At 61.4% G+C, this 25,726-nt stretch carries 26 protein-coding genes and 1 riboswitch; of the genes, 19 read left to right on the top strand and 7 right to left on the bottom strand.

Going from position 1 to position 25,726, the window contains the following annotated elements; all coding sequences use genetic code 11:
- Window positions 1–23 precede the first annotated feature (23 nt).
- The 4 genes from fliN to V6617_RS04855 all read left to right on the top strand — a co-directional run bounded on the left by fliN (window position 24) and on the right by V6617_RS04855 (window position 5,044).
- Window positions 24–311 carry a flagellar motor switch protein FliN gene (fliN, locus tag V6617_RS04870; protein WP_338610636.1) on the top strand — a complete coding sequence of 96 codons (288 nt, stop codon included), beginning with the start codon at window positions 24–26 and terminating at the stop codon, window positions 309–311.
- A gap of 32 nt (window positions 312–343) precedes the next feature.
- Window positions 344–1,735, top strand: a complete 1,392-nt coding sequence (locus tag V6617_RS04865) for a sigma-54 dependent transcriptional regulator (RefSeq protein ID WP_338609504.1) — start codon at window positions 344–346, stop codon at window positions 1,733–1,735.
- Window positions 1,736–1,848: 113 nt separating this feature from the next.
- Window positions 1,849–3,972 carry a flagellar biosynthesis protein FlhA gene (gene flhA / locus V6617_RS04860; protein WP_338609502.1) on the top strand — a complete coding sequence of 708 codons (2,124 nt, stop codon included), beginning with the start codon at window positions 1,849–1,851 and terminating at the stop codon, window positions 3,970–3,972.
- Between the two features lie 67 nt (window positions 3,973–4,039).
- On the top strand, window positions 4,040–5,044 hold the full coding sequence (locus V6617_RS04855; protein ID WP_338609500.1) for a zinc-binding metallopeptidase family protein: 1,005 nt from the start codon (window positions 4,040–4,042) through the stop codon (window positions 5,042–5,044).
- Between the two features lie 129 nt (window positions 5,045–5,173).
- Here V6617_RS04855 and V6617_RS04850 read toward each other — a convergent pair whose 3' ends face one another.
- The 3 genes from V6617_RS04850 to V6617_RS04840 all read right to left on the bottom strand — a co-directional run bounded on the left by V6617_RS04850 (window position 5,174) and on the right by V6617_RS04840 (window position 8,577).
- On the bottom strand, window positions 5,174–6,550 hold the full coding sequence (locus V6617_RS04850; RefSeq protein ID WP_338609499.1) for a dicarboxylate/amino acid:cation symporter: 1,377 nt from the start codon (window positions 6,548–6,550) through the stop codon (window positions 5,174–5,176).
- A gap of 158 nt (window positions 6,551–6,708) precedes the next feature.
- Window positions 6,709–7,845, bottom strand: coding sequence for a hypothetical protein (locus V6617_RS04845; protein WP_338609497.1), 1,137 nt, complete (start codon window positions 7,843–7,845; stop codon window positions 6,709–6,711).
- 159 nt (window positions 7,846–8,004) lie between these two features.
- The gene (locus V6617_RS04840; RefSeq protein WP_338609496.1) at window positions 8,005–8,577 is read right to left on the bottom strand and encodes a DUF1134 domain-containing protein; all 573 of its coding nucleotides are present in this window, start codon (window positions 8,575–8,577) and stop codon (window positions 8,005–8,007) included.
- Between the two features lie 127 nt (window positions 8,578–8,704).
- On the opposite strand from V6617_RS04840, the gene V6617_RS04835 reads away from it, so the two are divergent.
- The 4 genes from V6617_RS04835 to V6617_RS04820 all read left to right on the top strand — a co-directional run bounded on the left by V6617_RS04835 (window position 8,705) and on the right by V6617_RS04820 (window position 11,440).
- The gene (locus V6617_RS04835) at window positions 8,705–9,208 is read left to right on the top strand and encodes a YHS domain-containing (seleno)protein (protein ID WP_338609495.1); all 504 of its coding nucleotides are present in this window, start codon (window positions 8,705–8,707) and stop codon (window positions 9,206–9,208) included.
- Between the two features lie 100 nt (window positions 9,209–9,308).
- The gene (chpT, locus tag V6617_RS04830) at window positions 9,309–9,968 is read left to right on the top strand and encodes a histidine phosphotransferase ChpT (protein ID WP_338609494.1); all 660 of its coding nucleotides are present in this window, start codon (window positions 9,309–9,311) and stop codon (window positions 9,966–9,968) included.
- A gap of 138 nt (window positions 9,969–10,106) precedes the next feature.
- Window positions 10,107–10,466, top strand: coding sequence for a response regulator (locus V6617_RS04825; protein WP_338609493.1), 360 nt, complete (start codon window positions 10,107–10,109; stop codon window positions 10,464–10,466).
- A 182-nt stretch (window positions 10,467–10,648) separates the two neighbouring features.
- On the top strand, window positions 10,649–11,440 hold the full coding sequence (locus tag V6617_RS04820) for a DUF2189 domain-containing protein (protein ID WP_338609491.1): 792 nt from the start codon (window positions 10,649–10,651) through the stop codon (window positions 11,438–11,440).
- A 72-nt stretch (window positions 11,441–11,512) separates the two neighbouring features.
- Here the strand turns inward: V6617_RS04820 and ctrA are convergent, their stop codons facing one another.
- Window positions 11,513–12,214, bottom strand: a complete 702-nt coding sequence (ctrA, locus tag V6617_RS04815) for a response regulator transcription factor CtrA (RefSeq protein ID WP_014131573.1) — start codon at window positions 12,212–12,214, stop codon at window positions 11,513–11,515.
- Between the two features lie 402 nt (window positions 12,215–12,616).
- Here ctrA and fliI point away from each other — a divergent pair, with 402 nt between their 5' ends.
- The 4 genes from fliI to V6617_RS04795 all read left to right on the top strand — a co-directional run bounded on the left by fliI (window position 12,617) and on the right by V6617_RS04795 (window position 16,210).
- Window positions 12,617–13,951, top strand: coding sequence for a flagellar protein export ATPase FliI (fliI, locus tag V6617_RS04810; RefSeq protein WP_338609490.1), 1,335 nt, complete (start codon window positions 12,617–12,619; stop codon window positions 13,949–13,951).
- Between the two features lie 19 nt (window positions 13,952–13,970).
- On the top strand, window positions 13,971–14,381 hold the full coding sequence (gene fliJ / locus V6617_RS04805; protein WP_338609489.1) for a flagellar export protein FliJ: 411 nt from the start codon (window positions 13,971–13,973) through the stop codon (window positions 14,379–14,381).
- Between the two features lie 14 nt (window positions 14,382–14,395).
- Window positions 14,396–14,728 (top strand): MmcQ/YjbR family DNA-binding protein, encoded by a 333-nt coding sequence (locus V6617_RS04800; protein ID WP_338609487.1) that lies wholly within the window; start codon window positions 14,396–14,398, stop codon window positions 14,726–14,728.
- Window positions 14,729–14,830: 102 nt separating this feature from the next.
- A complete protein-coding gene (locus V6617_RS04795) occupies window positions 14,831–16,210 on the top strand; it encodes an L-serine ammonia-lyase (RefSeq protein ID WP_338609486.1) in 1,380 nt (459 codons plus the stop codon).
- Between the two features lie 122 nt (window positions 16,211–16,332).
- Here V6617_RS04795 and V6617_RS04790 read toward each other — a convergent pair whose 3' ends face one another.
- Window positions 16,333–16,683 (bottom strand): DUF6476 family protein, encoded by a 351-nt coding sequence (locus V6617_RS04790; protein WP_338609484.1) that lies wholly within the window; start codon window positions 16,681–16,683, stop codon window positions 16,333–16,335.
- On the opposite strand from V6617_RS04790, the gene V6617_RS04785 reads away from it, so the two are divergent.
- The 3 genes from V6617_RS04785 (at window position 16,682) to V6617_RS04775 (ending at window position 20,126) form a co-directional block, all read left to right on the top strand.
- On the top strand, window positions 16,682–17,692 hold the full coding sequence (locus V6617_RS04785; RefSeq protein ID WP_338609482.1) for an RluA family pseudouridine synthase: 1,011 nt from the start codon (window positions 16,682–16,684) through the stop codon (window positions 17,690–17,692). The two genes, V6617_RS04790 and V6617_RS04785, sit on opposite strands and share 2 nt — an antisense overlap.
- Before the next feature lie 185 nt (window positions 17,693–17,877).
- Window positions 17,878–18,756, top strand: a complete 879-nt coding sequence (rpoH, locus tag V6617_RS04780; RefSeq protein WP_338609481.1) for an RNA polymerase sigma factor RpoH — start codon at window positions 17,878–17,880, stop codon at window positions 18,754–18,756.
- 86 nt (window positions 18,757–18,842) lie between these two features.
- Window positions 18,843–20,126 carry a hemolysin family protein gene (locus V6617_RS04775; RefSeq protein WP_338609480.1) on the top strand — a complete coding sequence of 428 codons (1,284 nt, stop codon included), beginning with the start codon at window positions 18,843–18,845 and terminating at the stop codon, window positions 20,124–20,126.
- 19 nt (window positions 20,127–20,145) lie between these two features.
- Here V6617_RS04775 and V6617_RS04770 read toward each other — a convergent pair whose 3' ends face one another.
- A complete protein-coding gene (locus tag V6617_RS04770) occupies window positions 20,146–20,397 on the bottom strand; it encodes a hypothetical protein (protein WP_338609479.1) in 252 nt (83 codons plus the stop codon).
- Here V6617_RS04770 and V6617_RS04765 point away from each other — a divergent pair.
- A complete protein-coding gene (locus V6617_RS04765) occupies window positions 20,375–21,097 on the top strand; it encodes a hypothetical protein (protein WP_338609478.1) in 723 nt (240 codons plus the stop codon). The genes V6617_RS04770 and V6617_RS04765 overlap by 23 nt on opposite strands.
- Window positions 21,098–21,581: 484 nt before the next feature.
- On the opposite strand, the gene V6617_RS04760 is transcribed toward V6617_RS04765, so the two are convergent.
- On the bottom strand, window positions 21,582–22,226 hold the full coding sequence (locus V6617_RS04760; protein WP_338609477.1) for a thiamine diphosphokinase: 645 nt from the start codon (window positions 22,224–22,226) through the stop codon (window positions 21,582–21,584).
- A 59-nt stretch (window positions 22,227–22,285) separates the two neighbouring features.
- Window positions 22,286–22,384, top strand: a riboswitch (TPP riboswitch).
- A 96-nt stretch (window positions 22,385–22,480) separates the two neighbouring features.
- On the opposite strand from V6617_RS04760, the gene thiB reads away from it, so the two are divergent.
- From thiB to V6617_RS04745, 3 genes are read left to right on the top strand one after another with little or no spacing between them, the layout of a single operon-like run.
- Window positions 22,481–23,500, top strand: a complete 1,020-nt coding sequence (gene thiB / locus V6617_RS04755) for a thiamine ABC transporter substrate binding subunit (RefSeq protein ID WP_338609476.1) — start codon at window positions 22,481–22,483, stop codon at window positions 23,498–23,500.
- Between the two features lie 4 nt (window positions 23,501–23,504).
- Window positions 23,505–25,103: a hypothetical protein gene (locus tag V6617_RS04750; protein WP_338609475.1), complete on the top strand. Its 1,599-nt coding sequence runs from the start codon at window positions 23,505–23,507 to the stop codon at window positions 25,101–25,103.
- The gene (locus tag V6617_RS04745; protein WP_338609474.1) at window positions 25,090–25,722 is read left to right on the top strand and encodes an ATP-binding cassette domain-containing protein; all 633 of its coding nucleotides are present in this window, start codon (window positions 25,090–25,092) and stop codon (window positions 25,720–25,722) included. The genes V6617_RS04750 and V6617_RS04745 overlap by 14 nt, the downstream gene beginning before the upstream one ends.
- Window positions 25,723–25,726 lie beyond the last annotated feature (4 nt).

Raw genomic sequence — 25,726 nt, 5'->3', positions numbered from 1 at the left:
CCCACGGCATCTCGTTTGAGGAAATGCTGGCCGAGGTCGACCAGGACGACGCCAGCAACGACGAAAAGAGCGCCGCCGACCTCGAGGCCGTCTTTGACGTCCCCGTGCGCCTTTCGGTGGTTCTGGGCAGAACCAGAATGCCGGTGGCAAAGCTTTTGAAGATGGACATCGGCACGGTGGTCGAACTCGACCGGCAGGTTGGCGAAGCCATTGATATCTATGTCAACGACCGCCTCGTCGCCCGCGGCGAGATCGTGCTTGTTGAAGGACGCCTTGGCGTCACCATGACCGAAATTATCAAGGCCGGCTAAACCTTTAGTCCGCCGGCAAGGAGACCACACCCATGCGCTTACTGATTATCGGCGCCCTCGAAGGACAGCTCAGCCAGGCCTCCAAGATGGCCATGGATGGTGGCGCCAAGGTCGCCCACGCCGCCACCATAGAGATCGCCCTGGCTTCCCTGCGGTCAGGCAAGGGTGCGGATCTGCTGCTGGTCGACGTCATGGTCGATATCCCAGCGCTGATCGCCGCTCTCGACGCCGAGCGCATCGCCATACCGGTTGTCGCCTGCGGCACCGAAACCAACGCCGCCGCCGCCGTCAACGCCATCCGCGCCGGGGCAAAGGAATACATTCCCCTGCCCCCGGACGCCGAACTGATCGCCGCGGTCATCGCTGCCGTCGCGCGGGAAAGCTCGGACTTTCTCTATCGCGACCCCGCCATGGCCAAGGTCGTCAAGCTCGCCGACCAGATCGCAGGCTCGGACGCCTCGGTTCTCATCACCGGCGAGAGCGGCACCGGCAAGGAGATCATGGCCAAATATCTCCACGCCCGCTCCAAGCGGGCCAACCGGCCATTCATCTCCATCAACTGCGCGGCGATCCCCGAGCATCTGCTCGAATCCGAGCTGTTCGGCCATGAAAAGGGCGCCTTTACCGGCGCCGTTGCCCGCCGGGTCGGCAAATTCGAGGAAGCCAATGGCGGCACCCTTCTCCTCGACGAAATCTCGGAAATGGATTTTCGCCTGCAGGCCAAGCTCCTGCGCGCCATTCAGGAACGGGTTATCGATCGCGTCGGCGGCACCAAGCCGGTTCCCGTCAATATCCGTATCCTCGCCACCTCCAACCGCGAGCTTGCAACCGAGGTCAAGGAAGGCCGCTTCCGTGAAGATCTGCTGTTCCGGCTGAACGTCGTCAATCTCAAGCTCCCGCCGCTGCGCGATCGCCCCGGTGACATCGTCGCCCTGTCCGACCATTTCGTCGCCCGCTATTCGGCGGCCAACGGCCTGTCCCAGCGCATCCTGTCCCAGGCGGCGCGAGAGGAATTGCTGCGCGCGCCGTGGCAGGGCAATGTCCGCGAACTCGAAAACACCCTTCACCGCGCCGTGCTGCTCTCGTCGGGCGATGTTATCGAGCCTGATGCCATCCGCATGCCCGACGGCACGGGGCTCTCCGATGCTGTGGCCAGCCATTCGCTTGCCAGCCAGGCGGCCGCCGCTGCGGACGCCGTGGCCCGCTCGATGGTGGGCCGCACCGTGGCCGATGTGGAACGTGACCTGATTATCGATACGCTCGGCCATTGCCTGGGCAACCGGACCCACGCCGCCAACATACTGGGCATCTCGATCCGGACGCTGCGCAACAAGCTCAACCAATATGCCGATGAGGGGGTGGATATCCCCGCTCCCGGCAGTGACTTCGGTTTAGCGCCAAACAAGCGCTATAGCGCCGCATGACAATCGCGGCGCCCCTCCCGCCGGCTGCCCCGCCCCATCATGGGCCGGGCCGCGGCGTGGGGGCTGCCGCGGCTCCCCACCTGCCCAACCTATCGGGAAGCACGCGCCAAACGATGACCGAAACGACCGCCCCATCCGCCCCTGGCCCTTTGGGCCGCATCAACGAGATCGTTGAGATCATCCGCCAGTCCAATGCCGGGCTGGCGGTTGGCGTTGTGATTATCCTGGCCGTCCTCATCCTGCCGATGCCGGCCATGTTGCTGGACATTCTTCTGGCATTCTCGATGGTCTTTTCGGTCATGATCCTGATGACCGCGCTGTTCATTCAGACGCCGCTCGAATTTTCGGCCTTCCCCACGGTGCTTCTGGTCTCGGCCATGTTCCGGCTGGCGCTCAACCTCGCCTCGACCCGCCTCATTCTTGCCGACGGGCATGAAGGAACCGCGGCGGCCGGCAACGTCATCGAAGCCTTCGGCAATTTCGTCACCCGCGGCAATTTCATCATCGGGGTTATCGTTTTTGCAATCTTGCTGATCGTCAATTTCATCGTCATCACCAAGGGCTCGGGCCGCATCGCCGAAGTCGCCGCCCGTTTCAACCTCGACGCCATGCCCGGCAAACAGATGGCGATCGACGCCGATTTGTCCGCAGGGCTGATCGATGAAGTGGACGCAAAGAACCGCCGCAAGACCCTCGAAGACGAAAGCTCGTTCTTCGGCGCCATGGACGGCGCGTCCAAATTTGTACGCGGCGACGCTATCGCCGGCCTGCTCATCACCTTCATCAACGTTATCGCCGGCATCATCATCGGCATGATGCAGATGGGGCTGACCATCCAGGAAGCCAGCTCGAACTATTCGCTCCTGACCATCGGCGACGGTCTTGTCAGCCAGATTCCCGCGCTGATCGTTTCCACCGCCGCCGGCATTCTGGTCTCCAAGGCCGGCATTTCCGGTTCGGCCAACCAGGCCCTCTCTACCCAGTTCACCTCCTACCCCGTTGCGCTGGGCATGAGCGCGGCCGTCATGTTCGCCATGGCGCTGGTTCCCGGCATGCCGCTGATCCCGTTCGTGACCCTTGGCAGTGCCGTCGGCTACCTCGCCTGGACATCGGCCAAAAAACTCAAGGCCAAAAAAGCGGTCGCCGATCAGGAACAGGTGGTCGAACAGGCCCGCCAGACCGCCGCTGCTCCAACCGAGGCACCGATCACCGACAGTCTCAAGATCGACGAACTCAAGCTCGAACTCGGCTATGGCCTGCTCAGCCTCGTCAAGGAAGACGATTCAGGGACCGACCGGCTCACCGAGCAGATAAAGGCCCTGCGCCGTCAGCTTGCCACCGAACTCGGGTTCGTGATGCCCGCCGTGCGCATTCTCGACAACATGCAGCTCGAGCCCAACATCTACAAGATCAAGATCAAGGAGGTCGAAGCAGGCCATGGCGAAGTCCATGCCTCCCAGCTGATGGTCATGGACCCCTATGGCAACAAGATCACCCTGCCCGGCCAGCACACGGTCGAGCCGACCTTCGGCCTGCCCGCTGCCTGGATCGACGCCGCGCTGCGCGACGAGGCCGAGGTGCAGGGCCTGACCATCGTCGATCCCTCGACGGTGATCTCGACCCACCTCACCGAAGTACTCAAGGCCAACACCGCCGATCTGTTGAGCTATGCCAATGTCCAGTCGCTGCTCTCCGGCCTCGACAAGGATCAGCAAAAGCTGGTCGAAGACATCGTCCCCTCGCTGATTTCGGTTTCGGGCATCCAACGGGTGCTCCAGGGTCTTCTTGCCGAACGCGTCTCGATCCGCGATCTGCCCACCATTCTCGAAGGCGTGGCCGAAATCGCCGGCTCGGCCCGCAGCACTGCCCAGATCATCGAGCATGTCCGCGCCCGTCTTGCCCGCCAGATCTGCGCGGCCAATCTGGGCATGGATGGCAATTTGCCGCTGCTCACCCTCTCGCCCAACTGGGAGCGCGATTTTGCCGAAGCGATGATGGGCGAAGGCGAGGAACGTCACCTCGCCATGGCACCTTCAAAGCTCCAGCAATTTATCGCCGGCATCCAGAACGGGTTCGAAAACGCCGCCCAGATGGGCGAAATCCCGGTCCTGATCACGTCGCCTCACATCCGCCCGCATGTACGTGCCATCATCGAACGCTTCCGCCCCCAGACGGTCGTCATGAGCCAGAACGAAGTCCACCCGCGCATCAGGCTGCGCACCGTGGGCAGCATCTAGAATGCGCTAAACAAGCAACCGAGCGCCGTCGGGGGCGTTGCAGCAGCGAACGCCATCGGAGGCAGCAATGCGCCTTTTTACCTGCCCCAATTGCCGTCAGACCGTCTATTTCGACAACAGCGCCTGTGGCCAGTGCGGTACGGCGATCGGCTACGACCCCGCGACCAATCAGATGGTCGCCATTTCCCAGTCCGCCCCCTATTGCGCCAACGCCGATCATGGCGCCTGCAACTGGATTGCCCCCACTGGCGGCTTTTGCAGGGCCTGCCGTCACAACGAGACGGTTCCCGACATCTCCGATGTCCGCAATCTCTCCGATTGGCAGACACTTGAGCGCGCCAAAAAGCGTCTGTTCTATAGTCTCATCCGCCTCAACCTGCCCCTGATAACCAAGGACGAGGACAGCCATCGCGGCCTCGCCTTCAATTTTCTTGCCGATACCGGCGGCGAAACGATAATGACCGGCCACAACAAGGGCGTGATCACCATAGCGCTCGCCGAAGCCGACGACGCCGAGCGCGAAAAACGCCGTACCGAAATGAGAGAGCCCTACCGCACGCTGCTCGGTCATTTCCGGCACGAGACGGCCCATTACTATTGGGATCTTCTGGTCAGCGGCACCGATTGGCTCGAGCGCTGCCGCGCGGTGTTCGGCAATGATGCTGCAAATTACAATGAAGCGCTCCAAATTCACTACGCCAATGGCGCACCACCCGACTGGCCGCAGCGCTTCGTGTCCACATACGCCAGCTCCCACCCCTGGGAGGACTTCGCCGAAACCTGGGCACATTACCTCCACATCGCCGATACGCTCGAGACGGCGCGAAGCCTTGGCGTATCGACCGAACCGATGCGTGACCGGTCCGGCGAGCTTTCCGCCGACATCGATTTCGATCCCTACAGCACGAGCGACACTCAGGCTCTGACCGAAGCCTGGGTGGGGGTCAGCGTCATGCTCAACGAACTCAATCGCTCAATGGGGCTACCTGACGCCTACCCCTTCATCCTTTCCGATCCGATCGTTGGAAAGATCGATTTCATCGCCAAACTGGTTCACGACGGGCGGAACTGAAAAGGGAGGCCGGAGCCTCCCTTTCATCTGGAGTATTTCTGCTTTTCTTCGAGTCGCGAAAATCCTCTAGATCTTTATTTTGTCGCGTGTCCGAACCGCAAAACCGTTTCCACTTTTGCTGGACACGCTCTACTGGGCCGGAGCGCTGACCCCGCTGGGTGTCGTATCGAGCGCCTCAATGTGCTCGACGGTGTCATAAACTCTCTGATCGAGAATCCCCTGCCGCTTGGCAACAATGGTCGGCACCAGCGCCTGTCCCGCGACATTGACCGCGGTGCGGCCCATATCGAGGATCGGGTCGATGGCCAGCAACAGCCCCACACCCTCCAGCGGCAGGCCCAGCGTGGAAAGCGTCAGAGTCAGCATGACCGTCGCGCCCGTCAGGCCCGCCGTCGCCGCCGAACCGATCACCGACACAAACACGATCAGCAGATATTCCTGCAAACCGAGCTGGATGCCAAAAAACTGTGCCACGAAGATCGCCGAAATCGCCGGATAGATCGAAGCACACCCATCCATTTTTGTCGTGGAGCCCAGCGGCACTGCAAAGCTCGCATACTCACGCGGCACGCCCAGATTTTTCTCGGTGACGCGTTCGGTAATCGGCATGGTGCCCACCGACGACCGCGACACGAAAGCAAACTGGATGGCCGGCCATGCGCCCTGGAAATAGCGGATCGGGTTGAGCCCGTGAACGGTGAGCAGCGTCGGATAGACAATCAGCAACACGATGGCCAGCCCGATATAGATCGCCGCAGCGTACCAGCCAAGCTGGGCCAGCGTTTCCCAGCCATAGACAGCCACGGCATTGCCCAGCAGCCCCACTGTGGCAATTGGGGTCAGCCGGATGATCCACCACAACAGCTTGTGGATGACCTTGAGAAACGAGCGGTTGAATTCGAGGAACGGTTTTGCCGCATCGCCCACCTTGAGCGCGGCAACACCCACCGCGATGGAAATCACGAGGATTTGCAGCACATTAAAGCTCAGGCTCGTGGACGCCCCGCCATCGCTGACGCGCGTAGAGGCCTGCAGGCCAAGGATGTTGGAGGGGATGAGACCGGTGAGAAAATCGAGCCAGGACCCCGAACGTGCAGGCGCGCGGGCAGCGGCGTCGGTCACTGCCGTATTGAGCCCCGGCTGAATGATGAGACCCAGCGCAATCCCGATCAGAACGGCGATGAGTGCCGTGATCGCGAACCACAAAAGGGTTTGCCAGACGAGACGTGCCGCATTGTTGAGTTCGCGCAGATTGGCAATCGAGGCCACTATGGCCGTAAAGATCAGGACCGGCACGATGGTTCGAAGCAGTTGCACGAAGCTCGAGCCCACTGTCGAAAGCGTTTGCACAAGCCAGTTGGGGCCGGCGTCGGTTGGTCCCATCTGCCGGGCGATCAGGCCCAGCAGCAGACCGACAACCAGGGCCAGCAATACCTGGAATCCGAAATTGGTGTAGAGCGGGCCCTTGGGCTTCCGCGCCACGGATTGGGAAATTGGGGATGACATTATTTGCCTCGTATTCGATGACCGCGAAATAGACGCGATGCATAAGTATTAGGCAAAATCTACGCCCACCGATCGCGGACGCCAAGGTCTGGGCATGCTGCCGCTGGTGCCCCGGAGGAAATATCCTCCCGCCATTTCGTCAGACTGTGGAATGAAACCTACTGCGCCGCCCGATCGCGCATGGCGAGCATGCGGTCCGATACCGTGCCGCCGGACGATGCCTTGTCGCGGGGATCGAGCTCTTCCACATCGAGACTGTCGGCGGCGAACTTGCGGACCTTGTCGAAAAGGCTTTCGGTCATGGCCGGACCGTCTTCGGCGTCCCCGGCGTAAACCAGCCTGGATACGTCCGAAGCTATGGCTTCGAGTTGTGAGCGAAGCGCCTCGGCGTCGAACCGTTCAGTGTCCCAATCGTTCATGATGGCCTCCTCGAGCCCGACAACCGCGGTCCGGAGCAATTCGCTCTGCTCGGCCTGGGAAAAATCTTCGGCCAGGAGCCGACGTGAACCGTCCGTATGTGTTTCGTGCCCGTCAGCCGCCGATTCGCTGAGCAACGCGTTGAGACGGTTCTCGGCTCCCGAAATCCGCGCTTCGGCTCGACGCAACTCGACACGCGCCTCGCTTTCGGGATCGTTCTGGGACAGCGTATCGCGCAGCATGGCGATCGCTTCGTCCTTGAGCCCGCTCTTTTTCTTTTTTTCAAGACGCGCCAGAAGCATGCGGGTCTGGTCTTCGAGATAACCGTTGCGCTGGCGCTCGATATTGAGCGCCGTCAGCAAATCCTCGACATCGGAACGGTAATCTCCGGTCAGCTGCTCGGCTGTAACGGCCTCGCCCTCATCGGGCATGAGCTCGGGGTCGATATCGGAATAATCCACATCGGACTGGCGGAGCCGTGCGGCAAGCGCCGCGGAGTCGCGCTCTATGTCGCGGATTCGGGCCACCAGTTCCTGCTCACGCGTCTGGAGCGACCCGATGGCCGCGAACTGCTCGTCGCGCTCGGTGCGCAGCGCCGCCAGTTCGCTCATCGCCGCATCCAGCGCCACCACGTTCCCCGAAATCTGGTTGCGCAGCGCGTCGATCTTGAGCTGATGCTTGCGGAGCGTAATGGCGAATTCAGCCCGCAGCTTGTCCTTGTCGGCGCGGAATTCGGCGAGCGTGACCGGGGTTGCCGCTTCGATCCGGCGCTTGGTCAGACGAACGGCGCGGCGCCAGAACGCCGGGCCGACGGCGATGGCAAACAGGGCCGCCGCAAGGAAGCCGAGCGTGAAATACATCGCATTTTCAATGACCATACGCCTCTCCCCTGGCGGGAAGCCCTGCCCATACTATGCCGCCGGGAAGCCCCCGACGCCACACCCTGTTGCAGGTAACCTTACTCGATCAAATCCGAAGCGTCATCTCACAGCTGTGACATGACCTGGACACCTCTCGCCCATCGGAACTGGTTGAGATCAGAATGGGTTCCAGGTCGGCTCGCGCGTGAAATTGAGATAGCCAACGGCAACGCCTGCCCGCAGCCCGACACCCGAGCTGATCGGCACCACGTAGACATCGTCGAGTTTGAGCGCCGTCATGCCGATGCCACCAACCGCAAAGATCGATCCCTCGACGCCCGGATAGCGGTCATAGATCGATTCCACCGAAGGCAGGTTGTAGACGAGCATCATAACCCGGCTGCCGTCGGCACCGATGTTGAGCCCCAGGCTCGGGCCCTGCCAGAACACCTGATGGGTCCCCGCATTGCGCGTATACATTGTCCCGTCGCCATATTTGGCGCCGATGAACAGGGCCCCACCACCCTCCTGGCCCAGAATATAGGCGTTTGGCTGGCCATACTGCTCGAAAGCCTGCTCGATCACCGAGGCCAGCCCCTGGGCAACGGACCCGAAGAACTGGTGCCCGGCCGAAAGGATTTCGTCGCTCGAATAGGTGTCCGACAGCGATCCCTGTTGGGCGTTGGCCGGTGCAGAGCCCAGGACAAGGCCCAGACCGAGAACCAGTGCTGCCAAGAAGCGATTCATCATCAAATTACATGCTCCCACTTCGCGCGTAAAAAATTCGCGATATGCGTCCCGGTTAACCAAGGCCAAACGGCCCTGCGCTAGGATCGACCAGTCCGCCCCCAACAGCATAGCGGTTCATTGAGCGATAATGCGGCAAATAGGTAAACAAATCTTAACCCTTACAAAGTCTTACACGACTTTCTGCCTGCTTTTTCTCGCCCTGTGCCTTGCCGCGGCGGCCCCCGCGCAGGAAAAGTCCATTATCACCAACGCTCTGACCGGCGTGGCGCTGTCGGGATTCGATCCTGTGGCCTATTTTACCGAAGATGCCGCCCTGCAGGGTTCTCCGGTCAACGAATTGGAGTGGAACGGGGTTTCCTGGTACTTCGTCTCCGCCGCCAACCGGGACATATTCGCCGCAAACCCGGAAATCTACGCGCCGATTTTCGGGGGCCATTGCGCCATGGCCATGGCCCGGGGACATCTTTCCGACGGCAATCCCCAGATTTTCCGTATAATCGGCGGACGGCTGATGCTGTTTTATTCCATCGGCAACCGCGCCGCCTTCGATATGGCGCCGGGCACCGCGCTGGCCACGGCGGCCGTCAACTGGGAGGCATTGCCCGACCGGCGTGCCGCCCAACATCGTTAGAGCTGGGCGACCGCACGACAAACTTGGCGTTGCCCTGCCCCACTTGCACAGTAAAGTGCTTTGAAAATTGATTCGAACAACGAAAAGCGAGAATTTGGCCATGACGAGCATTGTCGAACTGAGCGCGCCGGACCTTGCCGCATTGCTGTGCTCGCGTGTCTGCCACGACCTCATCAACCCCGTAGGCGCCATTGGCAATGGTCTTGAAGTGCTCGCCGACCCCACCCAGGTCGACATGCAGACCTTCGCCAAGGAACTGATCGAAAATTCGACCCGTCAGGCCCGCGCCAAGCTCGAATTCGCCCGCCTGGCCTTTGGCGCATCCTCGACCGCCGGCACCGAGATCGATACCCGCGAGGCCGATCGGGTCGCAACGCTTCTGATGGCCGGGGAAAAGGCCGACCTCGACTGGAAGGTCTCTCCCATGCTTTTGCCCAAGAACAAGGCCAAGCTGTTGCTCAACATGCTGCTGATCGCCACCCAGGGCGTTCCGCGCGGCGGCACGGTGACCGTCGAGGTGGAAGGCGAGGCAGGAGCCGAGAATTTCACCATTACCGCCACTGGCCCAAAAACCCTCATTCCCAATGCGGTGCAGAGCCTTCTTGCCGGCACGCCCGAAGAAGGCAGTGTCGACGCCCGCGGTATCCAGCCGTTTTACACCGGTGTGCTGGCCCGTCTGTCGCATATGGGGCTCAATCTTGCCCTCGACGGCGAAATCCTGCGCTTCACCGCCGATCCGCTCTCCCATACGATCGACTAGCCTGCCCGGCCCTGAGTGAGCCCAAATGGAGGACCGCGCCAGCAAAAATGGCGCACCTTTTCCATTCGCTAACCATTGTGGCGGTAAACTCATGGCGATCCCGGGCGCAAATCAGCCCGGAAGCTGAGGGACGGGCTCATGAAATCGTGTCTGATCGTTGACGATTCCAGCGTCATCCGCAAAGTCGCGCGGCGTATTCTAGAAGACATGGATTTCATCGTCGACGAAGCCGAGGACGGGCAGGAAGCGTATGAAAAATGCGCCCAGGAAATGCCCGACGTCATCCTGCTCGACTGGCAGATGCCGATCATGAGCGGACTTGAATTTCTCAAGGCCCTGCGCGGCTATAATGGCGGCGACAAGCCAAAGATCGTCTATTGTCTGGCCGAACGCGACATCGGCCACATCGCCATGGCCCGCAAGGCCGGCGCCAACGACCACATGCTCAAGCCCTTCGACCAGCAGATGCTGGAATCCAAGTTCCAGCCCTTCGTCTAGGGCACCGGGCTGGGAGATCGGCGCTACACACATGTGTGTGACGGGGCATGCCGCATCATCGCAAATTGCTGTATGCTCAATCCGTTGCGTTGCGCATACTGGTAACGCTCCGTGCAGCGCGGTGTGCCCGCGCCCGGGGGAAATGCGAGGCACCGCGCTCCTTGTGAACCGAGGAGATAAGCATGCCCGTGTCTTCCAACCCCGCCCTTGCCCAATCCCACACGTCCGAACGCGCCATCCGCACGATCTCGACCGGCGACGTTTTCAACGCCCTCGGCAAGGGCGTTTCCGATTTCTGGCGCCATCCATCCCATTACCTGTTTCTGGCTCTCATCTATCCCGCAGTCGGCATCGTGCTCGCCGTCTGGAGCGCCGGTGGCGCGACGTTTCCCCTGCTCTATCCCTTGGCGGCCGGGTTTGCGCTGATCGGCCCACTCGCCGCCATCGGTCTCTATGAGCTCAGCCGGCGCCGAGAACAGGGCGAAGACGACAGCCCCCGTCACGCCTTGAGCGTGCTCAAACACCCTGCGATCGGTTCGATTGTCATTCTGGGCGCAATGCTGGCCGTGGTCTTCGCGCTCTGGCTCACCGCGGCCAATGCCGTCTATGATGCCCATTTCGGGGCAAACCCGCCCGCAACGCTGATCGCGCTGCTCATCGAGACCTTCACCACAGCGCAGGGCTGGAGCCTTCTGGTCTGGGGCAATCTTGTCGGGCTCGGCTTTGCCTTTGTCGTCCTCGCCACAACGGCAATCGCGTTCCCGTTGCTCGTCGATCGCGGCGGAAGTGCTGGCGAAGCGGTTGCCGTTTCAGTGCGCGCCTTCACCACCAACCCGGTTCAGATGACAATTTTCGGTCTCGTGGTCGCGGTCACGCTCTTTGTCGCATCGATCCCGCTCTTTGTCGGCCTTGCCCTCGCTCTGCCCATGCTCGGACACGCGACCTGGCACCTCTACCGCAAGCTGGTGGTCTGAGCCCGCAACGAACAAGGCCCGTGCGAGGGGGATCGCACGGGCCTTTGAATTCAGCAGACTTGTCAGGGCCGATCAGGCGCTCTCGGCCAACTCGTTTTCGTCGGGCTCACGCAGCACATAGCCGCGGCCCCAGACGGTCTCGATATAGTTCTTGCCGGCCGTGGCCACCGAAAGCTTCTTGCGCAGCTTGCAGATGAACACGTCGATGATTTTCAGTTCCGGCTCGTCCATCCCGCCATAGAGATGGTTGAGGAACATTTCCTTGGTGAGCGTCGTACCCTTGCGCAGCGAGAGCAACTCGAGCATCTGGTATTCCTTGCCCGTCAGGTGCACGCGCTGACCACCAACTTCGACGGTCTTGGTATCGAGGTTGACGGAAAGATCGCCGGTGTTGATGACCGACTGCGCATGGCCCTTGGACCGGCGCACGATGGCGTGAATGCGGGCGACCAGTTCGTCCTTGTGGAACGGCTTGGTCATGTAATCGTCGGCGCCGAAGCCCAGACCGCGTACCTTGTCTTCGATCCCTGCCAGACCTGAGAGAATGAGGATGGGGGTCTGAACCTTCGCAACGCGCAGCGTGCGCAGCACTTCATACCCGCTCATATCCGGCAGATTGAGGTCAAGCAAAATGATGTCGTAATCATAGAGCTTGCCCAGATCGACACCTTCCTCACCGAGGTCGGTTGTGTACGCATTGAAACTCTCGGATTTGAGCATCAGTTCGATGCTCTGCGCTGTCGCGCTGTCGTCCTCTATCAAGAGCACACGCATGCCAATCCCCTTAAATCCAACAAGTCCCTGCTGGGACCGGGCGTTCAGCTCGATCCCGACGCCCTTAACCAAACCCTACTGGGTACGATTCGAAGCTACCGGTAATTAGTTAACAAAGTTTAATTCAGTCGGGCAATATGCGATTTGCATTAACTGAATAAGGTGTTAACTCATTGAAATACAAGGAAAAATGAAAAGAATTTTTCTTAATGCACAACGTTAAGAAAGCCCTTCAAGCGACTCTTGGGACTCATTGAACCGGGTCTGACAGGGGAAAGCGGACGCGCGCCGATGCGCAGCGAAAAAAATTGCTCAACTTTCGGCAATATCGCCATAACCTTAAGGATGAGTTACCAATGTGGCCAATTCTGGGTACGAATCATTTCCACTGGAGAGGCCGCGGTGCAGTCCCTGATCTCCGACATTGAAGCGATCGATGAGATCGAGGTCTTCGGACGCGTCAAGACGGTTCAGGGACTTCTGATCGAAGTCGTTGGCCCGGTGCGCGAATTGCGCGTCGGAGGCCGCGTGACCATCGAAACCCAGACCGGCTCCAACCTGGCCTGCGAAATCATCGGTTTTCGCGATGGGCTGGCACTCTGCCTGCCCTTCGGCCCTGTCGAGGGCGTAAGGCTCGGCTGCAAGGCGGTGTTTGCCGGCCATGACGGCGCCGCCTATCCTGACACCTCCTGGCTCGGTCGCGTCCTCAACGCCGAAGCCAGACCCATCGATGGTGGAGCGCCCCTGATGCGCGGCGCCGCGCCCTACGCGCTGCGCAACCTCCCCCTGCCCGCCCATGAGCGCGCCCGCGTCGGTGGCCCCATCGATCTGGGCGTGAGGTGCCTCAACACCTTCACCACCTGCTGTGACGGCCAGCGCATGGGAATCTTTGCCGGCTCGGGCGTCGGCAAATCGGTTCTCATGAGCATGCTGGCCCGTAACACCGACGTGGACGTCTCGATCATCGGGTTGATCGGCGAGCGCGGCCGCGAGGTCCAGGAATTCATCACAGAACAGCTCGGCGAAGAGGGCATGAAAAAGGCCATCGTCGTCGTCGCGACCTCCGATGAATCCGCCCTCATGCGCCGTCAGGCCGCCTATCTCACCCTCACCCTGGCCGAATATTTCCGCGACCAGGGCAAGCGCGTCCTGTGCATGATGGACAGCCTCACCCGCTTTGCCATGGCCCAGCGCGAGATCGGCCTTGCGACGGGCGAACCGCCCACCGCCAAGGGCTACCCGCCAACCGTCTTCACAGAATTGCCACGTTTGTTGGAACGCGCCGGTCCCGGCCTGGTTAATTCGGGCTCTGTTACCGGTCTATTTACCGTTTTGGTAGAAGGTGACGATCACAACGAGCCCATTGCGGACGCCGTGCGCGGCATTCTCGATGGTCACATTGTGATGGAGCGATCCATTGCCGAACGGGGACGCTATCCTGCCGTCAATGTTCTTCGCTCCGTCTCGCGCACCATGCCCGGATGCGTGCCGGAAGAGTTCCGGCCCACTTTGAGCAAGGCGCGCGAACTGATGTCGGTTTACGCCGACATGGAGGAACTGATCCGGCTGGGGGCTTACCGGAAAGGATCGGATCCCAAGGTTGACCGCGCCATCGCGCTCAGCCCGGCGCTGGAGGCGTTTTTGAGCCAGCGATCGGACGAGCGGACCAATATCGCCGACGGCTACAATCTGCTGGCGACGATTCTGGGAACGGCGGCGGCGGGGGATACGGCTTGATGAGTAAGGAGTACAAGTCATGAAGTCCAAGAGCGCGAGCCTGATCCGACTCAAGAAGTTTCAGGTGGACGAGAAGCGCCGTCAGGTCCTCCAGATCGAGACCATGGTCGCCGATTTCGAGCGCATGGCCGCCGAACTCGACCAGCAGATCGATATCGAGCACAAAAAGACCGGCATTTCCGATGTCGCCCATTTCGCCTATTCGACATTCGCCAAGGCTGCCATCACCCGCCGCGACAATCTCTTGACCTCGGCCGGGGACATGAAGGGCAAGCTCGAAGCTGCCCAGGACGAACTCGCCGAAGCCATCGAAGACCTCAAAAAGGTCGAACTGCTCGATGCGCGCGAACACCAGCGCGAAAAAGACGAGCAGCAAAAGCGCGAACAGGCAGAATTCGACGAAATCGGGCGCCTGCGCTACCGCCGCTAACCCGGGAAGACGTCATGGATTTCGATGACGTCTTTGCAATTGCCTCAACCTTCCCCGGCGTCGTTCGATCGACCAGCTACGGCACACCTGCGATCAAGCTCGGCACCAAATTCCTGCTCCGCGAGCGCGAACCGGGAATTCTCGCCCTTCAGCGCCCCTCGATCGACGAACGCGACATGTTGATCGAAGCCGATCCCGACCTTTTCTTCATCACCGATCATTATCGCGACTATCCCTACGTCCTGATCCGCATGGATCGCCTTGAGCCCGACCATTTCCGCGCCCTCTTTGAAACGATTTGGCGCGAAAAGGCGACCAAAGCACAGATTTCGGCCTATAATCGCTGATACTCGCGCAATGATACCGCCAATATCAGCTTGACGGGCGCAATAATTTTCTATTCCCTCGAACGACAACGAACCATTCGACCTCTCAGGAGATGGCCAGCCATGTTCGTCTCGGTGTTTGACGTGTTCAAGGTCAGCGTCGGGCCCTCATCGTCCCACACCATGGGACCGATGCTCGCCGCCGCCCGTTTTCTCGATACGATCCGCACCGTCGAAGCGCTCGAAGCTGCGCGCCTGCAAATCACCCTTTACGGCTCGCTCGCCTTCACCGGCGTCGGCCATGGCACCAATGCCGCCGTCCTTGCCGGTTGCCTCGGTTTCGAACCCGAAACCTACGACAGAGGCAAAGTCGATACCGCGCTTGCCGAACTCGCCACCCGCAGGACCATTGAACCCGCTCCCGGACGAACCATCGCGCTCGATCCTGAGGCGGACCTGATTATCGACCGCAAGACACGCCTTGAAACCCACCCAAACGGCATGCGCTTCGCCCTGCTCGATGCCGGTAAAAAGATCGTCGCCGAGGAAACCTATTTCTCTATCGGCGGCGGCTTTGTCAAAACGCTCGCCGAAATCGAGGCTGGCGATATGCCGGCCACCCCGGCCGACGACGTCCCCTTCCCCTTTGCCAATGCCGATCAGATGCTCGAGATGGGCGCTGCCGCCAATCTCTCGATCGCCGAAATGAAGCGCCGCAACGAATGCGCACGGCTCGACGGTGAGGCCTTCTCAGAACGCCTCATCGGCATCTGGGACGTCATGGACGCCTGCATTACCCGCGGCCTCGACGCCACTGGCGAACTTCCCGGCGGCCTCAAGGTCAAGCGCCGCGCCCGTGCCATTTTCGAAAACCTTTCCGGCAAGGCCGGCGCCAACGACATGCCGCTCCATTCGGCCATCGACTGGCTTTCGGCCTACGCAATGGCGGTCAACGAGGAAAACGCCGCCGGCGGCCAGGTCGTAACCGCCCCCACCAATGGCGCGGCGGGCGTTTTCCCCGCCGTCCTGCGCTACTATATCTCCCATGTGCCAGGCGCCACGCGCGAAAAAATCCCCGAAATGCTGCTGGTTGGTGCGGCCATTGGCGGTCTCATCAAATACAACGCCTCGATCTCGGGCGCCGAAGTGGGCTGCCAGGGCGAAGTGGGCTCCGCCTCGGCCATGGCCGCTGCCGCTCTCTGTTCAGCGCTCGGCGGCACCAACGCCCAGATCGAAAACGCCGCCGAAATCGCTCTCGAACACCATCTGGGCATGACCTGCGACCCCATAAAGGGCCTCGTCCAGGTCCCCTGCATCGAGCGCAACGGACTTGGCGCGGTGAAAGCCGTCGCCGCCGCGTCCCTTGCCATGCAGGGCGACGGCAGCCACATCGTACCCCTCGACGCCTGCATCGAAACCATGCGCCAGACCGGCAAGGACATGGACGAACGCTACAAGGAAACCTCGCTCGGCGGACTGAGCGTCGCCGTACCCGATTGCTAGAGCGTGTCCAGCAAAAGTGGAAACGGTTTTGCGGTTCGGACACGCGACAAAACAAGGACTTAGAGCCAAGGATTTGATTCAATCAAATCCTGAACGGCTCTAGAGTGCGATCAACAAAAACGCTACTCGCCCACCACCGCGATCTCGCGCACCATTTCTCCGGTTTCCCCATCGAAAATCCGGATCGCCTGCCCGCTTTCCGCGCCGTAAGTGACCGTCACCAGCCCGTCCTGCACCTGTGCCGAAATCACCTGCGCCCCTTCGGGCAAGGCGATCGATTGCAGTGCATACTGGTCGGTCACATCACTTCCCATGGTGGCCAGACGATAGACAACCGCCAGTACAACCGCCATAAACCCCACCATCATGACGAGCATGGACAATCCCGCCCGCCGGCGGGCTTTTGCCATCACCGCCTCGGCCTCCGGGCTCAGGGGCTCGTCCTTGTCGAAATTGGTTTGAGGATCGGTCATGGCGGGCAGTCAGCTCCAACAGGATAGGCACGACGCCACCGTCCTCGAACCTGAGGCCGGAACGCGGCTCGATGCATTTCTGGCGGCCCGTTTCCCCCTGTTTTCCCGCAACCGCATCAAGGACTTGATCCTTTTGGGCGCGGTCAGCGTGGATGGGACGACCAACGATGTGCCCAAATATCGCGTCAGGACCGGCGAGTCCATCACTCTCGCCGCCCCCGAGCCCGTCGAGGCCGAACCCCAACCCCAGGATATCGCACTCAATATCCTGTTCGAGGACCAATATCTCATCGTGATCGACAAGCCCGCCGGCATGGTGGTCCATCCCGCACCGGGCAATGAGGACGGCACGCTGGTCAACGCCCTCATCCACCATTGCGGCGACAGCCTGCGCGGCATCGGCGGGGTCAAGCGCCCCGGGATCGTTCACAGGCTCGACAAGGACACCTCGGGCGTCATGGTCGCCGCCAAGACCGAGCAGGCCCATAACGGGCTCGCCGCCCAGTTCGCCGACCATGGCCGCACCGGTCCTCTCGAGCGTGCCTACACCGCCTTTGTGTGGGGCATCCCCAACCCGCTGGTCGGCACTGTCGAAACCATGATCGGGCGCGACCCTCACAACCGCCTCAAGCAATCGGTCCTGCCGCGCGAAGGCCGCGAGGCCATCACCCATTTTCGCGTCGAGGGCCGCTTCAATGACCAAAAATGGTCCATCGCCCAGGTCAAATGCCAGCTCGAAACCGGCCGCACCCATCAGATCCGCGTGCACATGGCCCATATCGGCCATCCTCTGATCGGCGACGGGGTTTACGGGTCGGCATTTGCAACAAAGATCAATACGGTGCCCCAGGATATCGGGCACACCATCAAGTCCTTGAACCGGCAGGCCCTTCACGCCGCGATCCTTGGCTTTGCCCATCCCGTGACCGGCCAGACCCTCAGGTTTGAAAGCCCACTTCCCCCCGAGCTTGCCGACCTCGCAACTAAGCTCGCCCCCTATGCATTATAGGGTTGGAACATCGGTCACCAAACCATGCAGTCCGCGAATACCATATTTTCGCGGAGCAGGGGTGTAATCGCCCAATTCAGACCTATATTGGCTCCGATTATGTCCGCAAACGTGCCGTAAAGGGCGTCGGTGCGGACCACAACCCGCCGGAGATATCCGGGGGTTTACGAGAGGGGGTGCTAGAAATGGCCCAATCCAATCTTCCTGTCTTGAGTTCCGAAGACGGCCTCAATCGCTATTTGCAGGAAATCCGCAAGTTTCCCATGCTTCACCCTGACGAGGAGTTCATGCTCGCCAAGCGGTACAAGGAGCATTCCGATCCCCAGGCGGCCCAGAAACTCATTACGTCCCATCTGCGGCTCGTGGCCAAGATCGCCATGGGCTATCGCGGCTATGGCCTGCCTATTTCCGAAGTGATCTCGGAGGGCAATGTCGGCCTTATGCAGGCGGTCAAGCGTTTCGAGCCCGACAAGGGCTTCCGTCTGGCCACCTATGCCATGTGGTGGATCCGCGCCTCGATCCAGGAATATGTCCTGCGCTCGTGGTCTCTGGTCAAGATCGGCACCACCGCCGCCCAGAAGCGTCTGTTCTTCAACCTGCGTCGGCTCAAGGGCCAGATTGCCGCGCTCGACGACGGCAGCCTCCATCCCGACCAGATCAAGCAGATCGCCACGACCCTCAACGTGACCGAGGACGATGTGGTCTCGATGAACCAGCGCCTCACCGGCGATGCCTCGCTCAACGCGCCCATGCGCGCCGACGAAGGCACCAGCCAATGGCAGGACTGGCTGATCGACGATGTGCCCGATCAGGAAGAAGTGCTGGGCCAGAGCCAGGAATATGACGAACGCATGGGGCTTCTCGAAGGCGCCATGGAAGTTCTCAACGACCGCGAAAAGGCGATCTTTAAGGCCCGCCGCCTGCAGGAAAGCCCCTCAACGCTCGAAGAACTGGCCCAGGAATACGACGTCTCACGCGAGCGGATCCGCCAGATCGAGGTCCGCGCTTTTGAAAAGGTGCAGGACGCCGTCAAGGAAGCCGCACGGAGCCAGGCCGCGCATTGACGCGCGGCCCGGTTTCCCCCATTGAGCGGGCTCGCAAACCCACCGAAAGATAAAATCGGACCGGCCCAACGGCCGATCCGTCCCCAATGATCGATATTGCTATCGTTGCAGGTCTGATCCTGCTCAATGGCGTCTTCGCACTGTCCGAACTCGCCATCGTGTCCGCAAGCAAACCGCTACTGCGATCAATGGCCGAACGGGGCCAGCCCGGCGCTTCGGCAGCCGTGAAACTGGCTGAAAACCCCGGCCGCTTTCTCTCCACGGTCCAGATCGGCATTACCCTGATCGGCATCGTGGCGGGTGCGTTTTCCGGCGCCACGCTCGGCGGGGTGCTCGTTAGGATTCTCATCGATACGGGTCTGCCAGGCCCGGTTGCCTCGGCCCTGGGGTATGGTGGCGTGGTTGCCATCATCACCTACCTCTCCGTGGTCGTGGGCGAACTGGTTCCCAAACAGCTTGCCCTGCGCAACCCGGAACGGGTGGCATGTATTATCGCCCGGCCCATGCAGATCCTTTCCCGGATCGCCGCGCCGGCGGTCTGGCTCCTTGATGCGTCGACACGACTGGTCCTGCGAATGCTCGGCCGCAGCGATACCGGAGAAGACCTCGTCACCGAGGAAGAGATCAAATCCATGGTCGCCGAGGCCGCAGAAACCGGTGTCATCGAGCGCGACGAAAAGCGCATGATTGCCGGCGTGTTGCGTCTCTCGGACCGCAGTGCCCGCTCCATCATGACCCCGCGCACCGATGTCGAGATGCTCGACTTCGACGATGATTTCGAGACAATTCGCGCAAAACTGACCCAGGCCCGTCATTCGCGCCTGCCGGTTTCGAGCGGTGAGTTCGACAACATCATCGGCGTTCTCGTCGTGCGCGATTATCTTGCCGCCCAACCCGCCGACCATGCAGCGCTGCGGAAATTGTTGCGCAAACCCCAGATCGTTCCCGACACTGTAGGCGCCCTCGACGTGCTCGACCTGCTGCGCCGCGCCGATTTCCCCCTTGCATTGGTCCTTGACGAATATGGTCATTTCGATGGCCTGGTAACGCCCACCGACCTGCTCGAAGCTATCGCCGGCGTGTTCCGCTCCGACCTCGAAGACGGTGAAACCGACGAGGCCGTCCAGCGCGAAGACGGCTCGTGGCTTCTGGCCGGCAGCCTGATGATCGATGATCTGTCCGACCGCCTCGGCCTGACCCTGCCCGCGCATCGTGACTATCAGACGCTTGCTGGCTTTGTCATCGATCACCTCCAGCATATTCCCAAAACCGGCGAGGTGCTCGAAGCAGGAAACTGGCGGCTTGAAGTGGTCGATATGGACGGTCATCGGGTCGACAAGGTTCTCGCATCGCCGATGATCGGCCGCTAAATGTGGTGTCTCAACAGGGTCAGGCGACGAACCGGGACGGCTCTGATCCTGGCCAGGAGCGAACAAGGCAATGGCAGCCCGAGACCTTCGAGCTGCCATTTTTCCAGTAAGGGCGAGGCCGGCTAGCGATCGTCGCCATCGTTATCGTCGTCGTCGTCGTCGTCATCATCATCATCACGGTCGCCGCCCCAGCCGCCACCGTGGTCATCGTCGTCATCATCATCACGACCGCCACCCCAGCCACCGCCATGATCGTCGTCATCGTCATCATCACGGCCACCGCCCCAGCCGCCGCCGTGGTCATCGTCGTCATCATCATCACGGCCACCGCCCCAGCCGCCGCCGTGGTCGTCGTCGTCATCATCATCACGGCCACCGCCCCAGCCGCCGCCGTGGTCGTCATCGTCATCATCATCATCGCGGCCACCGCCCCAGCCACCGCCGTGGTCGTCATCGTCATCATCATCGCGGCCGCCACCCCAGCCGCCGTGGTCGTCATCGTCATCATCATCGCGGCCGCCACCCCAGCCACCGCCGTGGTCGTCATCGTCATCATCATCGCGGCCGCCGCCCCAGCCGCCGCCGTGGTCATTGCCTCCACCGTGATGACCGCCACCGCCGTGATGGCCGCCCCCGCCGTGGTGGCCGCCCCCGCCGTGGTGGCCGCCCCCGCCGTGGTGGTGGCCGCCGCCATTACCGCCGCCATTACCGCCGCCATTGCCAGCGCCGCCGTTGCCGCCGTTACCGCCATTGCCCTCGCCACCGTTGCCAGTACCGCCATTACCACCGTTGCCAGTTCCGCCGTTACCACCGTTGCCAGTGCCGCCGTTACCGCCGTTGCCAGTGCCGCCGTTACCACCATTCCCGCTGCCACCATTGCCGGCGCCACCGCCATTGCCCGTGTTGTCGTCATCGCGGTTGCGGTTACGATCATAATTGCGTTCATCATCGTCTTCATCGGCGTTCGATGAGCCAATCGCTGCAACAGGGATCTGATCGATACACATGGCAGCGGCGATCTCGAGAAGCTGCAGTTGAGCTCCAGCATCGACATCCATCGCAATTGCAAGTGTTACGACCGCATCAGCCGCCTCGATGCAGATCGGCTGTGGCACAACCGCGCCGTTGCCGGCTTGCGCAATCGAAAGTGCAAGTTGGACAATGTCGGCATCCCGAGCGGCGCCGGGAGCGCGTGAATCGAGAAACGACTGAACAACAAGATCGCACTGCCCGATCTCGGTTTCCAATGAGACGGGACAGAGACTCGCCGCTCCGGCAACTGTCAAAACCTGCTGCGCCTGAACCGGAAAAATGCTACTCAACAGCGCGCCGGCGGCAAGTGCCGTGCTGGCGACATACGCAAACTTCTTAGTCATGATGGATCGATCCCACAAGGTTAACTGAACGTTAACTTGCGAAACTACTTGCGGAGACCTGAGCGCAACGTGACTTTTCTCAAATAAACGACTTTAAATTATCGCGCTCCAATATGAGCAGCCACGGGTCGTCCCCGGCGCTGTCCACCTCGATGCAGATCTCCCGCGCCTCCGCACGGTTTGAAGTGCCGATCGTTTTCCCCTGAACCAGTTCCAGACCATCGAGCCCATAGCGCAACCCCAACGAACGGGCAAAGCGGGTCCGTCCGAGCGGATAGACCGAAACGCGCGCGCCGACATCGATCTCAAACCGGATCGAACCGGAAACGCCCAGCGCCAGGTCGTATCCGTCTATCAAGATGATCCGCCGCTCGGCCGCATGACGTGCAACCGCATGCAGCGCCGCCAGCGTGTGATCGAACCGCCCGCCGGTCATTCCCAGCGCCAGCGTCACCGGCGCGCGCGTCGAATAGAGACATTTCTCGAAATCGGTGGTGTCCTGTTCGGACAATGCCAGGATCCTGGTTTCAGCCGGAAACCGTGTCCGGTCGGAAACCGAGTCCATGTCCCCGATCACGGCATCGGGCACCAGCCCCGCCGCCATCAATATGTCCCCGCCCCTGTCAGCGCCCACCAGCCCCGCAGCCTGTTTGGCCAGCGCGGCCAGCATGCCGGGGTCGACCTCTCCTCCGCCAACGATCAGCAAAGGACCTTCGAACACCATTGGCGTCCCGTTTTCCCCCGCGCCGTCTTGCACTGGACCTTGCACGCCTATAGTGTCGCCTCGTCTCGCTGGGGTGTCCGTCCGAAAGGATGGGCTGAGAAAAACCCATAGAACCTGAACCAGGTCATGCTGGCGGAGGAAGTTCGAGATGGCAAGAGCCACCGATGGCTCTTCCATTTGAAATCTTTCCCCTAATCCATGGCCGCAAACTTGGCTCGGCGCCAGCAAAACCATTGGTTTTGCACGCCCCAACAATGAGGAAACTCATGATCGCTTCCGTAAGGACGAGCCTGTGCGCGGTTGTGCTCGGAGCGCTCGCGCTCCCGGCCATCGCCCAGGACAATCCAACGCTCACCGTTTACACCTACGACGCCTTTGCCGCCGATTGGGGCCCCGGCCCTGCGCTCAAGCAAGGCTTTGAGGCCCAGTGTGAGTGCACACTCGATTTCGTTTCGGCCAATGATTCAATCTCGGCCCTGCGCCGCGCCCAGCTTGAGGGCGATGCGACTGATGCCGACATCATTTTAGGGCTCGATACCGCCACCATCGGAGAAGGCAAGGCGACCGGCCTGTTCACCGAGCACCAGCTCGACCTTCCCGATTTCGACATCCCGCTCGAATGGACCGACGATGTCTTTGTCCCCTTCGACTACGGCTATTTCGCCTTTGTCTACGACAGCCAGTCCCTCTCGACACCGCCCACAAGCTTTGAGGAACTGATCGCGTTGCCCGACGATTTCAAGATCGTCATTCAGGATCCCCGCTCGTCCACCCCCGGGCTTGGCCTGATCCTTTGGATCAAGGCGCTTTATGGCGAGGGGGCCGTCGATATCTGGGAGGGCCTCGCGCCGCACGTTCTTACGGTCACCAGCGGCTGGTCGGAATCCTACGACCTGTTCCTCTCGGGAGAAGCCGATATGGTGCTCTCCTACACCACCTCACCCGCCTATCACCTCATTGCCGAGGATGAAGACCGCTATCGCGCCGCCAGGTTCGACGCGGGCCATTACACCCAGATCGAAGTCGCCGGCATCCTGGCCTCCAGCCCCAATCAGGAGCTGGCCCGCGACTTCCTCGCCTATCTCGTTACCCCCGAGGGGCAGGCTCCGTTGCCCGAAACCAACTGGATGTATCCAGTGCTCGAACCCCAAGGCGGGCTCAATCCCGGCTTTGCCGAAATGATCGATCCCCAACCCGCGCTTCTGCTCGACGCCGAGGAGGTCACCGCCAACACCCGGGCGTGGATCGAGGAAGCCTTTTCGACGCTGAGGTAAAAAATTGGCCGGGATTCCCTCCAACTGGCGTCCCGGCCGTCGTTACGTCGGCGCATCGGTTGCCGCCACCGTCGCCTTGCTCATCGCTGCCCTGCTGATCGCCCTTTGGGTGGCCGGGCAGCGCTTTGCGACCACCGGCTCCAGCGTCACCGACATCGGCTATCTGCTGGCAACCTCGGCCACTCAGGCCGCCCTTTCAACGGTTCTGTCGATCCTGACCGGCATGGCGCTGGCCTGGACACTCGACCGACTGCGCTTTGCCGGCAGGAGCATCGTCATCGGCCTGCTTTCGACGGCGCTGGTCATGCCCTCCCTCGTCATCGTTTCGGGCCTGCTCGCCATCTGGGGCCGCAATGGCTGGGTCAATGTCCTGCTCGCCCCGCTGGGGCTGGAAACCGGCTCTTCGATCTTCGGGCTCGGCGGCATCATTGCGGCCCACGTCGTTCTCAATGGCGCCTTTTCCGCCCGCATCTTCATCGACAGGCTGGCCGCCATCCCCTCCGAAAAGCTCAAGCTCGGCCGCAGCCTGGGGTTGGGCCCGCTCCAGCGCTTCACTATAATCGATTTGCCCACCCTCGCCGCCTCGATCCCCGGTGTGGCCGCCACCATCTTTCTTTTGTGCTTCACAAGCTTTCCCATCGTCCTCACCCTGGGGGGCGGGCCGGCCAACCAGACCCTCGAAGTGGCCATTTATCAGGCCGTACGTCTCGATTTCGATCTCGGCGCCGCCGTCAGCCTCGCCATCGTGCAACTGGTCGTCTGCGCGGCCATCATCATCCCCGCCTCGACCCTCTCGCCTGCCGCCAGCCTGTTCGGTGCCCAAAGCCATATCCACTGGCCCGAACGCCGCTGGCTCGCCGCTGCGCAGCGGGTCGTGCTCGCCATCCTTCTCGCCGGCTTTCTTGCCCCCCTGATCGCGGTTCTCGCCGAAGGCTTCGGAGCCATCGCAAATGTTCTGGTCCAAGCCACTTTCTGGCAGGCCGCTCTGACCAGTCTGGTGATCGGCACGCTCAGCGCGCTGCTCGCCATCGCCCTGGGCCTTGCCCTTGGCATGGCCCGCGCCTTGCAGGCCAGAGGTTCGCTCTGGCGCGCCGTGCTCGGCTTTCCGGTCTTTGCCTACCTCGCCGTCCCCGCTGTTGTGCTCTCGCTGGGCTTTTTCCTGCTCGCCCGGCTCACCGGCCTTGCCCCCGCCGCCGTCGCTCCGATTGTTTTGATCCTGGCCAACGCGCTTTTGGCCCTGCCCTTCGTCTTTGCCACCATCGCCCCGCCGCTCGAAGCGCTCACCCGGCGTCACCATCGCGTCATCCGCGCGCTCGGCATCTCGTCTTTCAGGCAATGGAGTCGCATCGAATGGCCCCTGCTCGGCCAGCCCGTCGGCTACGCCCTGGCCATCGCGTTTGTCTTTTCGCTGGGCGATCTGGGCGTCATATCGCTGTTCGGAACGTCCGAATTTTCCACCCTTCCCTGGCTGATGTATCGTGCCCTGGGCGCCTATCGCACCAATGACGCCGAGGCCATCGCAGCGGTACTGCTGATTGTCAGCGTCGCCGCCTTCATCCTCATCCCCAAACTGTTCGAGAAGCTGACAAATGCTCGAAATTGACCGGCTGACCTTCAGCTATGACGGCGGCGACACCGGCTTTGCCTTCGACATGCGTATCGGACCCGGCGAGATCGCCGGTCTGGTCGGCCCTTCGGGCGCCGGCAAATCGACCCTGTTCGACCTGATCGCCGGCTTTCTCGAACCGATCTCGGGCGATATTGCGCTTTCCGGCCGCTCGATATTGGGCCAGCCGCCCGAAGACCGGCCTGTTTCCATCCTGTTTCAATCGGACAATCTGTTCGACCACCTCTCCACCGGCGCCAACGTTGCGCTGGGCCTGGGCAGCGCCGCCAGGGCGACAGACGAAAGGGTGACCGAAGCCCTCGCCCAGATGGGCCTTTCGGCCATGATCGGGCGTCGTGCCGCGCAACTTTCGGGCGGCCAGAAGCAACGCGTCGCGCTGGCCCGCACCCTTTTGCGCAACCGGCCCGTCCTGCTGCTCGATGAACCCTTTACCGGCCTGGACAACCAAACCGCCGCCCCCATCCGCGATCTTGTCCGGCATATGGTGCGCGCCAACAATTGGCACGCCATCGTGGTTTCCCATCAGTCCCAAGACATAGAAACCATGGCCGACAGCACATACCGGATCGAAAACGGCCGCACGAAATTGATCTGAAGCG

It is taken from the genome of Pelagibacterium nitratireducens, assembly GCF_037044555.1.
Lineage (GTDB): Bacteria > Pseudomonadota > Alphaproteobacteria > Rhizobiales > Devosiaceae > Pelagibacterium > Pelagibacterium nitratireducens.
Note: the sequence above shows the minus strand (reverse complement) of the source record. Positions and strands in the feature narration are given on the sequence as shown.